Origin of the sequence: Bacteroides ilei (genome assembly GCF_900128495.1) — a bacterium.
In the GTDB taxonomy this organism is placed as follows: Bacteria; Bacteroidota; Bacteroidia; order Bacteroidales; family Bacteroidaceae; genus Phocaeicola; species Phocaeicola ilei.
Genome location: NZ_LT635807.1, coordinates 1 through 11041, shown reverse-complemented (window position 1 = coordinate 11041; position 11041 = coordinate 1). Strand labels below are relative to the sequence as shown.

Sequence of the window (11041 nt, the reverse complement as noted above, 5' to 3'; positions counted from 1 at the left end):
CCGCTTTTTCTGCCCTGCCTATGGCCCTGCCGTTGTTGTCGGAACTGTTGATTATCCCGGCAAGCAGTTCCTTGTTGTCCTTCAGGAACCGCCTGAACTTTTCTTCCGAAAGTAAGGATGAAAGGCTTATGGTTATCTGTGTGCTGGCTCCGGCCAGAGCTTCACAAGCCGGACGCACAAGATCCGTTTCCTGTTTCTTCAGGAATGCGAACACCTGGTCCATGCGCTTGATAAGTCTCTGCATTTCCTGTGCCGGACTTTCATGCTCGACCGGGTTTATACCGTACTTCTCAAAGTAGTTTATGGCATGAGTAATATACTCCATTTTTGACACACTGTTTGCCTTGGCCAGACGGTCAAGTTTAGCAAAAGTAGTACGTTCTACCGCTACTGTTGTTTTACTGTCTTTTTCCATATAATTATAAGGCTTATTATAACGAATTAATATACTAACTAATTGGTTTACAAGATAGTATATTTATTCGTTATAACCAACATATAGCGGTTAATTTTTCTAATGCTTTGATTTTCAAAGCATAACCCCGTAGGGCAAGAGGAAAAAACAGGGCTTGCCCGGTTTCCTCTTGCTGTTCTATCGAACACCCTCCCCAGCGCGAAATTAGCAAAGGGGACGGGGAGAGATAGAGCCTATCCCACACACGTGAACACCCACGAAAACCGCACACCCGGTACACAACAGAAATACCCAACAAAACCGCACAACAGAACGTGTCCGGAACACCACAAAAAACTCATCGGTCGGGGAGCGCCGCACGGCAAGGGGGTGTACCAACACTCCCGACGAGTGCAGCCGTTTGCAGTGCAAATCAGTGTGCGGTTTTACTTGGATATCCAAGACAAAACACTTAACTTTGATTCCGTAACAAAATCAAACAAAACAGACCTATGAAAAAGGATCCAGGAAAAAAGACCGGGAAAGGTGGAGCCAGAGAAGGTTCCGGAAGAAAGGCTGTGTCCGGCATGTACACCAAGACCATGAGAGTGCCTACAGTAATGGAAGAAGAAGTGCTTTGCCTGATCGATATGTATTCAAATTGGCTGAAGCATGGAAAAATGGAAAAGGGTATGAAAAGGCGCACCACTCCGGAACAGAGAATGAGAGCTATCCGGTCAATACAGGAAATACTCGATTATGAGAAGCAGAGTCAGAAAGCACACAAACAGGAAGAAGAGGACAAACGGCAGCTGTCTTTATTTTGATTCTGTCACAAAATCAGAATTTATATATTCGTGTTCAGACACTACAATAGATATTGAAAACACATAACTAATAAACCATAAATAATATGCTGAAATATAGAGAAGACCTTGAAAAAGTTGTCACCAAAGAGGAAATTGAGAAAAGAAATGAAATAGTTGACAAGACAAATGAACGTGGCTGGTTCTTTAAAAAAGAAGCGAAATTTCTATTGTCTTTTGAAGGAAAGGCCAGAGTCTGTAATACATGTGGAAGGACTCTTACAGAAACTAAGGGATGGAGACTGGTGTCTGCTCCTGACAGATATGGTAATAACCTTCAGATAGGCTATGCGGCAAATTGTTTTGAATGTGAGATGAGAGACATTATGTCGTTCGATTTGTATAAAGAAAAAGACTCTCTATAAATGGTGCTACTCCAGGCATCAGATTAAAAGCTCTCTTACCTGGAGTAGCACTCCCAGTCTATTAATCCCACCATTCGAACATTCGATAAGTCCGAATGAGATTATACAGATGCCAGGCCTTATGCAAACGAAGACTTTCCTTATGGCTTATTTCAGAAGATTCATCCATATTCGGATTATTAAAATCGAACTTCACAAAACGGCTGGCATTCCTTATATTGACATATAGTTTTCTGTATGAAATAATCTCGGAAGCTCCCTCGACCTTGTACATTTTACGACCATTGTCTTCCTTAAACGGTACGAATTTAAGCGGGCTACGTTCTATATCAAGATTATCCTTTCCCATGACTATATCCAGGAGTCGGAGGCATATCCTCAAATCTCGTCTCACACATTCAATGCCTATAAATGTATCACTTTCCTTGAAATATTCTTCCATTTGACGAAGTTTCATATATTCTATTTCAAGCATAAAGGTATAATCCCAATCTCTTTCTTTGGCCAGAAATCGAGTCCAACGGTTGATTTTACGTCTGACATAATTTGATTCTGAACGATTACGTTTTCTCTTCATAGAATGTCATATTTTTAGTTTTTCCCTATTTCAAGAACGACCAATAATTTTCTGGAGTGATAACTTCATAAGTAGAGTTTGGATAGGAATTGGCAAATGATTTTGGCTGATTGTTCCTTGCCTTACCGTTCCATTTGAACTCAAAAGTATGCAGAATACCGTCCTGTTCTTCTATTAGGTCTATTTCCTGTTGCTCATGAGTACGCCAAAAGAAAAGTTGTGCGAAGTTCCCGGAATATGAATTACGTTTAACCCTTTCGCTTACCATAAGATTTTTCCACAAAGCACCTACATCATTTCTTAGTTCTAATGGAGCAAAATTGGAAAGAACAGCATTTCTTACCCCATTATCATAAAAATAGACTTTCTTGCCTTTCTTAATTTCATTCCGCAAGTTCCGGCTAAAGGAATCCAGGCGAAACACGACAAAACATTTTTCCAGTAGATTGATATAATTTTCAACCGTACTCTTATCTACCCCCAAAAGATTACTCAGTTCATTATAAGAAACTTCACTGCCTAATTGCAAAGCTAATGCTCTTACTAATTTCTGAATAATTTCAGGCTTCTTTATTCCTTTATAGGCAAACAAGTCTTTATACAGGTAATTGTTGGTCAAAGTCACCAATGTCCGCTTTGCATCTCCAGGCTCTGTTACCACTTCCGGATATAAACCATAAATCATACGGTTCTCTAACAACCTTTGTTCCTCCCTTTCAGAAGTACTGTTAGCTAATTCTGGTAAAGAAAATGGGAAAAGGTTATACTCTATCAACCGTCCTGTTGCCGGCTCATTTATTTCATCTGCCAAGCTAAGAGATGAAGAACCTGTAACGACCACTTGTGTATTTAACTTTAAATCTGCAATTATCTTTAATGTCAACCCTATATTCTTGACTCTTTGTACTTCGTCTATAAACACAAGCTCATATGGTGACAATAAATACTTTAATTCCGTCGAAGTTTTTCCTTCTAAAAGCATAGCATCATCATAATCATCACAATTCAAAGAAAGCACTTTTTCTGCACCATTCCATAATGCAGAAAGCAATGTAGTTTTACCAACTTGTCTTGCACCTAACAAGACTATCACCTTTTTCCTTCTGTAGTCAGCTAATATAGAATCTTTTATTAAACGCCCTATCATATTACAAGTTTTCCGCAAAAGTAGTAAATCATTTTTTGAAAACAAGAAAACAGAGGATACAATCTCTAAATTTAATATGAATTTAGCGGTTAAAAAAGTAAATATATACATAAATACACATATTTTAACGCGCCAGAAAGTTTGCTTTCTAAACCTCACTTCGTTCGGGATTTATTTGCTTTTGCTTTGTTCTACCTTTTAAGAGTTTGGAAAGTGGGGTAAAAAACAGCCATATTTCCTCTAAAATCCTTTGCCTGTTTATAGCATCTTCTGTTATTATGCCTATCCCCCCATATGAAACCCACTCACGCACAAATACTTAAAACACTTGTTTACCTACTTTTTTAGCGTTATATTACCTACTTTTTTAGCGTTGCCTACCCCCTTTTCTAACCTACTTTTTTAGCGTTATACACTACTTATTCTAAAAAAATGTAGGTTATAATAAATAAAAAACATATCTTTGCCATATATCCACCCTAAAAAAGCAGAGATATGCCAAGAAAAAAAGGAATAACAGTACCTATAACAACCCAAAACAAAGATGTGACAACCACATTTAAGTTTGTTTTCGGTCATCATCCAGATATATCAGTAGACGAACAAAGGGTTTTAGCCAGGATCCTTGAATTTGCAAGCCTCGAACTGCAAGGAAAACTTATGAAAGACGAAATACACAAATTCAGACGTTCCGAATGGGGGGCTGTAAACATGGAATTAAATGTAAAAGATTTCATGCTTAGTAGCGAAGGGTGGTCTCATGAATATGTTCAAGGTATGCTTAACAGGCTATCCAGACGTTTTTTTACTTATGAAGACGATAAAGTATGGACACAAGCAACCTATATTGCAGAGCCTTTTTATGAAAAAGGGACTGGCAGAGTAACATTTACCGTACCAAAGCTTATGTGGTGGGCCATGAAAAACTTTGTGGGAGGTTACCGGGAGTTTGAACTAAACAAAGCTTTAGCACTACCAACCACATATAGTTTTAGGTTTTATCTGCTAATGAGCGGACAGAAAAAACCATTTGAATTTAGTATTGAAAAGCTTTTTGAATGGCTTGCAATACCACTTAAAGATACAGCTATTCTCGATAAGGATGGAATGCCCAAAATTGTAAAAGCTGCATATAGGGATAAAAACGGGAAATTCCGCATAGACAACATCGAAGCTAAAGTAATAAAGCCAGCAAAAGAAATATTGGACAAGACTTGTCCATACACGTTTGACTACACAAAACTCAAGGAAAACGAACGCAATCCAAGAAGTCGAGTGATAGGATTCAGATTTTACCCTGTTTATCAGCCAAAATTCCGAGATCAAGAACTCGAAAAGAAAGAACTACTTATTCAAATACCAGGAAAGGCTCTTCTTGATAAAGAGATATACAACTATCTAACCACACAAATAGGATTTACCAAAGAAGAAGTCAACCGAAATAAGGAAATCCTCATAGAAGCCCAAAGAACCATACCAGATTTGGTTTATGAACTGTCACTTCTAAAGGGAAAATCAAGGGATAAAAAGAATCCCAAGGGGTATATAATAAACGCACTGAAGGGAAAGGTAAAAGATAAGGAATAACTTTGATTTTGTAACACAATCAAAAAAATAAGGATATGAAGGAAGGAGATTTGGTAATGGTTTCTGCAGAAGCAACAGGCTTAGGAAAGCCAATGGAAGCCGTTATAGACAAGATTGAGACATTCATGAGACAAACCCTTGTAACGGTCACTTACACGCAACCAGACGCCTTATCCGGCTTTGGAGGGTGCTTTGTGGATTCTCATATCACTTTAAGCAAGGAAAAGACCAAGTAACCTGAATATATTTCAGGAATATTCGGTATATTTGTAGTATATTCAATTAAAAAGAAGCATAAAATCAGCATATCAAGCATATTATAAGCATATTTATATCAATCGGTTAAGGTATGACAGATAAAGCAACCATACAACCCAAAAGCAAGCCGGAAAAGACTACAATCTCAATAAGCGGAGAAACATCTGAACGGCTGGAGATATACTGCCGGGCAAACGGCATATTACGGAAAGAGTTCGTTTCTCTCGCCCTGGAATACTTTGAACGCACAGGTTTCGACCTGAAGAGTAACGCACTTGATTACTCCCCCTTGGAAAAGATCATCGGAGAATTGAATGAAGTAAAAGCGACCATGCAGACAAGCAATGAGGGAACAGAAGCGATTCGCCAACTACTACAGGCAGTCCGGGAACAGACCGCAAAACAGCTTCCAGCTCCAGAACTTATAGCCCAGGCAACAGAAGCAAAGGCCAAAGCGGAAAGTCTGGCCGCAGAACAGGCCAAAGAACTACAGGTTCTTCAGGAAGAAAACAACCGATTGCGTAACGAAATCAAAGCTCTTCAGGAGTATAAAGAAAAAGCACACCGGGAACTTTGCCGTGTACGTGACGAACAAAAAACAATAGGGAAAATCAAAGTAAATACAGAACTGTAACAGCCAGTCGGGTAGAAAATAGGTAGAAAAACGGCATAACGATTGGAACTTAGGTTCTTTTTCATAACTTTGTGAAGCTAGGCTTTTAGCTCGAGCCGATGCCGTAATTGAACAAACGCATCTGTGAAGATGTAAACCCCAAAAATCGGGTGCATTTCAATTTGAAGTGCACCTTTTTTTGCCCATAACAGGTCTTTGTTGCTGCCTTGCATCGGGATTCCAAGTCTGGAACCCTTCACCTGCATCTTGACTGTTGCCGTGTGGATAATGACGGCAAGACCAACGATGTTCACGATGTTCACATCAGAGCAATAAGGGCTGCGGAAATTATCAACGCAAGGCATGGTTGGGAGCAACCTCAGGAGGTTCGTGAAATGCGCCAACAAGATATAGCGGAGTTTTGCGAATATACCCTTCAGAAGATGGATAGTTTCGACATTGACCGTTACTTTGATATGCTTCGCAAGAGAGGCTATGAGGTCAATCCAAGGTATGACACTACTAACTGCAAACTTGTGGGCTACACCATCGGCAAGAATGCCTCAGTGTTCAAGGCTTCTGCCATCGGTCGAAAGTTCATGGTATCACAGCTTGAAGCCACATGGAAGAAGATGCATCCTAAGCCTACCCAGGTCAAGATGCGACCTGCTTCACCTTCCGTTTCACCGGCTCGCCCTGCTCGCCCTGTTGCTCAGACAACGAAACCTACCCAGTCCAATTCTAAGCCATTGCCAGTTGCTACCAAGACTGCCTTCAATGTCAATGTTAGCGGTGAAATGAAGAGAATCTATATTCCGAACACGGTCAAGGACATCTTCCTCAATGAGGTTCAGGTTCCTGATTCTGATATGACTGCATCAAGAGAGGACATTTCTCATGTAGGTATGCTTCTCTTCCTTGATATGATTGATGCAGCAACAACCGTGTCCGAATCTTGTGGCGGTGGTGGTTCTGCTCCTTCCTCTGGTTGGGGTAAGGATGATGACGAAGACGAGCGTGAGCGGGCTCGCCGTTGCCTCCAGATGGCTCATGCCATGTGCAAGCCACCGCAGAAAAGACGTTCATTCCACCGTTAGACAAATCCTACATATCAATGAGAAGAACAAAACATGTAGAAGAACTCATCGAAGATGACGAGCAGAAGCCTGACTTCGATGACATGATGAACGAAGTCCAGGAAGAGATTGAAGAGCATGATGCCGAGGATGCTGTTGTCAGTCGTGCGCCTGAACTCAGGCAGTTGAGTGAGAACATTGACAAAGCGACCAACACTTGGATCAATGCAACTCTTCAACTGGAGTCTGCCATCCGTAAGTACAATTCAGCTCAGACTGCTCTTGGCAATGCCGTTGACACTATCAGTGGTAAGGTTGACACCATCAATACCCACATTGACAATGTTCTGAAGGATGCCCCAACCAAGTTGAAGGTTTCAGTCAGAGTCGATGATGTTGACTGGAAGAAGATTCAGGACATGTTCGACAAACAACATGAATGGATGACCACTCAGATGCAGAAGCATATCCGTGAGGTCAATCAAATGTTTTATGAAGAACGTAGAAGGGTTCAGGAAAGGTACAAGGAGTACGACGGAACCTACCTCGGACACTATGTGCAGTATTTCTTCTGGTTCTTCTTTGTCCTTGGACTCGTTATTTTCGGCTTGGCTATCTTCCTGATGCTCGACAGTCACTACCACTGGACGAAGTAATCTAATGTTTATACCCTCCAAAATCCCTACGAAACTTGGCATAGTCTAAGTTTGTAGGGATATTTTTTTTCTTGAAAACGTCATTTTCTTGAAAATGTGCACTATTGCCCGTTGTGGGAGCCAGATAGCATGAGTAACTTTGCACCGTCAAAATAAACGAGTGTAAACCTAATTGTTATAAAGTAAGCATTCCGTAAACCACGTATAGATGGTTATGGAATACTTTTTATATAGTCCGCTAAATGGGAATTTACAATTCTGATATACTTCAGATGTAGGTTGCCGTTTCTAAAGCAATATAAAGTTTGTTTAAACTATGGTTGGCATTGTTCAAGCCTTTGGCTTCATATCCATTTGTATCCAAAATGTCACCTGTTTCAAAAAAAGCATACAACTTCAAATTGTAGAAGTCGCACACAGATTGAACTCCAGCCAATTCCATTTCTACAGCGATGCACCCTTCTTCCATACGTTTGCGTACAAGTCCTTTTGTTTCTCTGATCATCGAATCTGTCGTCCATATTTTACCTGTAATATATGGTACAGATAATTTGTCGAAAATTATGGAAAGTTCCTTGCTTGCGGCTATATCAATATAGTCGGATGGTGCTGCAAAATAATATGAACACCCGTCCCCTCTGTAACTTTGTGTCGGTATGATAAATCTACCTTGTGTGGTTGTACGGTCAAGACTGCCACAGGAACCGAACATAATGAACTTTGATGCTCCAGTTAGCCAGCTTGCAAGATGACATTGAGAGGATGCTACTGCTGAACCTATTCCTGACAGGTAGAAAGTTATCGTAACTCCTTTATAAGTTGTTTTATAGATATGCGTATCGCCATTGCAAGCCGGCATAGTTGCAATAATTTCAGATTCGTAGGAATCAAGTAAATGCCGATGAATCTCCTTCGAGAATATTATCAGGCATATATCTGCAAAATCTCCACGTCTGCCGTAGAAATCAAACAGATTGATCATTGGTTCAGTTTCAATATCATAACTATCAGTAATCATAGCATATTGAATCAGATGTGAGTTTTATATTGCTCCGGTATCTCAAGATTGAAAGTTCTGCATAATAACAGGACGTCGTGGACATCATTTTCATCGTATTCATATCCAAGATGGAACTGTACCTGTGCCTCCGGGTTTATGCATGTTACCTCAATATTCCCGATATTTCCTTTACCTGAGAAAGTTTCGCTTGGGAAAGTGTATCCGTCATATAGAATTCCATCTTCGACATATTCGAAACAATGCAGATCGATTATTCTTCCGTTGTCATCTTTCCAGACAGTATGGCTATCGGTCGTATAGTCCATTACAACTTCTCTGTATCCCTTCCAGGTAATCACGGATATGGCCTTACCATAGTCTTTCTTCTCTACGAACAGATCGATGTCGTTATGTATTCTTGTTTCTCTGCCTATAAGTGCATCGACACCCCAACCGCCGTCCAGAAACACCTTTACAGATGCTTCAGACAGCATTTCAAGAATCTCACATGCATCAAAATAAGTGACCATAAAATTGCAATTTATCGGTGCAAATATAACGAATCCTTCAGAAAGAACCCCCTTGTTTGCTGTAAGAAGTCGAAGAACAATCGAAGAAACTCCGATTTCTACGACCATTATCGAAGAATCTCTGCGCTTTGTCCTTGAAACTCAAAGCTATCAGGGAAAGATTGTAGTCTTGCAGACTCTCTGATAGTTGGGATTCTATGAAACAGTGGGTGAAAATAATTGCTATGTGCATTTCCTGTATCAATAGTACAAGATTGAGTTCTGGGATCAAGTCTCTTGTATGCTTTGGAACTTTGCCGTTTTTTTATAACTTTGTGGCTAACTATGGAGTACATTCCCATAGGACATATGTTAATAAATAAATAAATTCTATTAGGGCAAGTCTTTTTCCTCTTTCCCTCAGTCGGTGAGGACTGATACCCCCTTTTAGCTTTTATTTTATTGTTGTTTTAGTATTTCAGTCTGTGAAGATATGAGGAAATACATGGGGGCAAGAGTGCCCCTTTTTTGTGGGCAATAAAAATGGCGACCGAAACCAGCCGCCATTTTCCCCATGCGTTTCCGCAATGGGCTTGCCAGAGCCTACGCTTGAGTTCTACAAATATAAGCAATTCCGTTTTCTTCTGCAATTATAACGGCACAATACCGGGACAGTTTTGAGCAACTGGCTCCTGTAACTTTTTCCGGATATCTGCAAATTTGTTTTGTGAACGGCAAAAATTCTTTGTGAACAGCACTAAGTCCATACTCTCAGAATAAAATCACATACCCATTCCAAAACCCCGGCTTCTTTTCCTGGGCTGGTCGATTTCTTCCTCCTGTTGCTTCTTCCGCTGCGGTGCCTGGTTGATTTCCGGAATCTGGGAAATACTGTTTCCCTGTTGTTGGATCTCTTCCCGGCCTTGTTCCTGGTGCGGTTCCTGAAGATCCCGGCTCCATTCGGCTTTCATCTTCTCAAGCCGTTCATGGTTCACACGTTCCGCCCACTCCTTTTTCTGGAAGATTTCTTTCGGAGTTCCGTTCTTCATGGTATTGAGATAGTCGAAGGTCTGTTCCGGTGCCCGGTCATACCCTGTGCGCTTGTCAAATGAGGTTTCACACTTTCGGAAAAAATCTGTCCTGTCAAAACCGCCTTTCACGTTTCCGCAGTTCTTCTTCCCGGTGTGGTTGGTCTTTGGGCTTAGCTTCCTGGTGTTGCTCCTGTCCTTCCGGCTGACGATGATATGTGCGTGCATGTCGTACCGGTCGGCTCCCTTCCTCTCGAAATGGATCTTTCCGTAATACTCGATATCCTCTTTGTTCAGGCCTTTTCCGAACCCTTCCGCATAGTGCTGCATCACATCATCACGGACATACCTTCTCATGGCTTCAGCCTGTTCCTTCTCTGTCTTGCCCATTTTCTCCAGCTCCCGGCAGGAAGGGCTTACCGTGATCACATAGAACTTCGCATCGTTCCGGCTTAATTTTGCCTTGTTGTTGTCTATCTTGAAGGTTACTTCCTGTGCGCTTATGTAGTCACGTGAGTTATTGAAAAACGGCTGCACTTCCCGGCCGTTCTTCATGCGCTCCAGATCCTCATGCTGGAGATAGGTCGTTACTCCTGTGCAGCTCCCTGTATTGGCATAAGTTCCGGAACCACCACCCTGAATTTTTATATTCATAGCCCCCTCCTTTCCTTTTCCTTCTTATAGACCTTGTTTATGTCATCGAGCAGCCCGGTCTTTCCTTTTGCATCGAGGAAGGAAACGATATGTTGCATGGCCTTGAGTTGTGCCGTTTCGCTGGCTTCTATCCGCTTGAAGATAATATCCTGGTTCTTCCTGATAGTTGAATCTGCATCCCGCACCGCTTTTTCTGCCCTGCCTATGGCCCTGCCGTTGTTGTCGGAACTGTTGATTATCCCGGCAAGCAGTTCCTTGTTGTCCTTCAGGAACCGCCTGAACTTTTCTTCCGAAAGTAAGGATGAAAGGCT

14 protein-coding genes and 1 pseudogene are annotated in these 11041 nt (G+C 41.2%); 7 read left to right on the top strand and 8 right to left on the bottom strand.

Annotated features, from left to right (window positions below):
• Positions 1–415, bottom strand: a 415-nt coding sequence (locus BQ7489_RS17100; protein ID WP_072532369.1) for a BfmA/BtgA family mobilization protein, incomplete at its 3' end; no start/stop codon positions are given.
• Between the two features lie 491 nt (positions 416–906).
• Here BQ7489_RS17100 and BQ7489_RS17095 point away from each other — a divergent pair.
• Together BQ7489_RS17095 and BQ7489_RS17090 are read left to right on the top strand one after the other, a co-directional pair.
• Entirely contained in the window at positions 907–1221 is a 315-nt protein-coding gene (locus tag BQ7489_RS17095; RefSeq protein ID WP_072532368.1) for a hypothetical protein, read from the top strand.
• Positions 1222–1307: 86 nt separating this feature from the next.
• Positions 1308–1625, top strand: coding sequence for a DUF1289 domain-containing protein (locus BQ7489_RS17090; RefSeq protein ID WP_072532367.1), 318 nt, complete (start codon positions 1308–1310; stop codon positions 1623–1625).
• A 61-nt stretch (positions 1626–1686) separates the two neighbouring features.
• On the opposite strand, the gene BQ7489_RS17085 is transcribed toward BQ7489_RS17090, so the two are convergent.
• Together BQ7489_RS17085 and BQ7489_RS17080 are read right to left on the bottom strand one after the other, a co-directional pair.
• On the bottom strand, positions 1687–2202 hold the full coding sequence (locus BQ7489_RS17085) for a hypothetical protein (RefSeq protein WP_072532366.1): 516 nt from the start codon (positions 2200–2202) through the stop codon (positions 1687–1689).
• Positions 2203–2227: 25 nt separating this feature from the next.
• The gene (locus BQ7489_RS17080) at positions 2228–3460 is read right to left on the bottom strand and encodes an ATP-binding protein (protein WP_239497000.1); all 1233 of its coding nucleotides are present in this window, start codon (positions 3458–3460) and stop codon (positions 2228–2230) included.
• 384 nt (positions 3461–3844) lie between these two features.
• Here BQ7489_RS17080 and BQ7489_RS17075 point away from each other — a divergent pair, with 384 nt between their 5' ends.
• The 5 genes from BQ7489_RS17075 to BQ7489_RS17055 all read left to right on the top strand — a co-directional run bounded on the left by BQ7489_RS17075 (position 3845) and on the right by BQ7489_RS17055 (position 7539).
• Entirely contained in the window at positions 3845–4936 is a 1092-nt protein-coding gene (locus BQ7489_RS17075; protein ID WP_072532364.1) for a replication initiation protein, read from the top strand.
• A gap of 35 nt (positions 4937–4971) precedes the next feature.
• Positions 4972–5172, top strand: coding sequence for a hypothetical protein (locus tag BQ7489_RS17070; protein WP_072532363.1), 201 nt, complete (start codon positions 4972–4974; stop codon positions 5170–5172).
• Positions 5173–5285: 113 nt separating this feature from the next.
• A complete protein-coding gene (locus BQ7489_RS17065; protein ID WP_071147992.1) occupies positions 5286–5828 on the top strand; it encodes a BfmA/BtgA family mobilization protein in 543 nt (180 codons plus the stop codon).
• Between the two features lie 260 nt (positions 5829–6088).
• The gene (locus BQ7489_RS17060) at positions 6089–6904 is read left to right on the top strand and encodes a hypothetical protein (RefSeq protein WP_239496999.1); all 816 of its coding nucleotides are present in this window, start codon (positions 6089–6091) and stop codon (positions 6902–6904) included.
• Positions 6905–6921: 17 nt separating this feature from the next.
• Positions 6922–7539 carry a hypothetical protein gene (locus tag BQ7489_RS17055; RefSeq protein WP_005812828.1) on the top strand — a complete coding sequence of 206 codons (618 nt, stop codon included), beginning with the start codon at positions 6922–6924 and terminating at the stop codon, positions 7537–7539.
• 268 nt (positions 7540–7807) lie between these two features.
• On the opposite strand, the gene BQ7489_RS17050 is transcribed toward BQ7489_RS17055, so the two are convergent.
• The 5 genes and pseudogenes from BQ7489_RS17050 to BQ7489_RS17030 form a co-directional block, all read right to left on the bottom strand.
• Positions 7808–8557 carry a nucleoside phosphorylase gene (locus BQ7489_RS17050; protein ID WP_006743466.1) on the bottom strand — a complete coding sequence of 250 codons (750 nt, stop codon included), beginning with the start codon at positions 8555–8557 and terminating at the stop codon, positions 7808–7810.
• 11 nt (positions 8558–8568) lie between these two features.
• Positions 8569–9069, bottom strand: a complete 501-nt coding sequence (locus BQ7489_RS17045; RefSeq protein ID WP_006743465.1) for a nucleotidyltransferase domain-containing protein — start codon at positions 9067–9069, stop codon at positions 8569–8571.
• Between the two features lie 107 nt (positions 9070–9176).
• On the bottom strand, positions 9177–9404 hold the full coding sequence (locus tag BQ7489_RS17040; protein WP_235301828.1) for a DNA cytosine methyltransferase: 228 nt from the start codon (positions 9402–9404) through the stop codon (positions 9177–9179).
• 426 nt (positions 9405–9830) lie between these two features.
• A complete protein-coding gene (locus tag BQ7489_RS17035) occupies positions 9831–10730 on the bottom strand; it encodes a DUF5712 family protein (protein WP_072532362.1) in 900 nt (299 codons plus the stop codon).
• Positions 10727–11041: pseudogene (locus BQ7489_RS17030) on the bottom strand (clindamycin resistance transfer factor btgA); the annotation flags it as partial. The pseudogene BQ7489_RS17030 and the gene BQ7489_RS17035, both read right to left, overlap by 4 nt.

Excerpts from the sequence above, each read along its gene's own strand:
- BQ7489_RS17095 (WP_072532368.1), top strand. The coding sequence starts at position 907 with ATGAAAAAGGATCCAGGAAAAAAGACCGGGAAAGGTGGAGCCAGAGAA.
- BQ7489_RS17090 (WP_072532367.1), top strand. The coding sequence starts at position 1,308 with ATGCTGAAATATAGAGAAGACCTTGAAAAAGTTGTCACCAAAGAGGAA.
- BQ7489_RS17085 (WP_072532366.1), bottom strand. The coding sequence starts at position 2,202 with ATGAAGAGAAAACGTAATCGTTCAGAATCAAATTATGTCAGACGTAAA.
- BQ7489_RS17080 (WP_239497000.1), bottom strand. The coding sequence starts at position 3,460 with ATGTATATATTTACTTTTTTAACCGCTAAATTCATATTAAATTTAGAG.
- BQ7489_RS17075 (WP_072532364.1), top strand. The coding sequence starts at position 3,845 with ATGCCAAGAAAAAAAGGAATAACAGTACCTATAACAACCCAAAACAAA.
- BQ7489_RS17070 (WP_072532363.1), top strand. The coding sequence starts at position 4,972 with ATGAAGGAAGGAGATTTGGTAATGGTTTCTGCAGAAGCAACAGGCTTA.
- BQ7489_RS17065 (WP_071147992.1), top strand. The coding sequence starts at position 5,286 with ATGACAGATAAAGCAACCATACAACCCAAAAGCAAGCCGGAAAAGACT.
- BQ7489_RS17055 (WP_005812828.1), top strand. The coding sequence starts at position 6,922 with ATGAGAAGAACAAAACATGTAGAAGAACTCATCGAAGATGACGAGCAG.
- BQ7489_RS17050 (WP_006743466.1), bottom strand. The coding sequence starts at position 8,557 with ATGATTACTGATAGTTATGATATTGAAACTGAACCAATGATCAATCTG.
- BQ7489_RS17045 (WP_006743465.1), bottom strand. The coding sequence starts at position 9,069 with ATGGTCACTTATTTTGATGCATGTGAGATTCTTGAAATGCTGTCTGAA.
- BQ7489_RS17040 (WP_235301828.1), bottom strand. The coding sequence starts at position 9,404 with ATGTACTCCATAGTTAGCCACAAAGTTATAAAAAAACGGCAAAGTTCC.
- BQ7489_RS17035 (WP_072532362.1), bottom strand. The coding sequence starts at position 10,730 with ATGAATATAAAAATTCAGGGTGGTGGTTCCGGAACTTATGCCAATACA.